Source organism: Nocardia sp. NRRL WC-3656 (assembly GCF_000720265.1).
GTDB lineage: Bacteria > Actinomycetota > Actinomycetes > Mycobacteriales > Mycobacteriaceae > Nocardia > Nocardia nova.
Map to the genome: position 1 here is coordinate 1 of NZ_JOJF01000146.1, position 221 is coordinate 221.

General features: G+C 61.5%; 1 protein-coding gene. It reads left to right on the forward strand.

Annotated features, from left to right (window positions below; all coding sequences use genetic code 11):
* Window positions 1-221: AMP-binding protein (locus IG65_RS35615; RefSeq protein WP_036526753.1), on the forward strand; the 221-nt coding region annotated here is incomplete at both ends.

A 221-nucleotide genomic window follows, 5' to 3' on the forward strand; every position in this document is an offset into this window, starting at 1 on the left:
ATGTATCGCACCGGAGATCTCGTCCGCTGGGGAAGCGACGGCCAACTCCACTACGTGGACCGCGCCGACGAACAAGTCAAAATCCGCGGATACCGCATCGAATGCGGCGAAATCCGCACCGCGCTAACACAACTCGACGGCATCGAACAAGCAGCCGTCATCGCCCGCGAAGACCACCCCGGAGACAAACGCCTCGTCGCCTACATCACCGGCACCGCAAA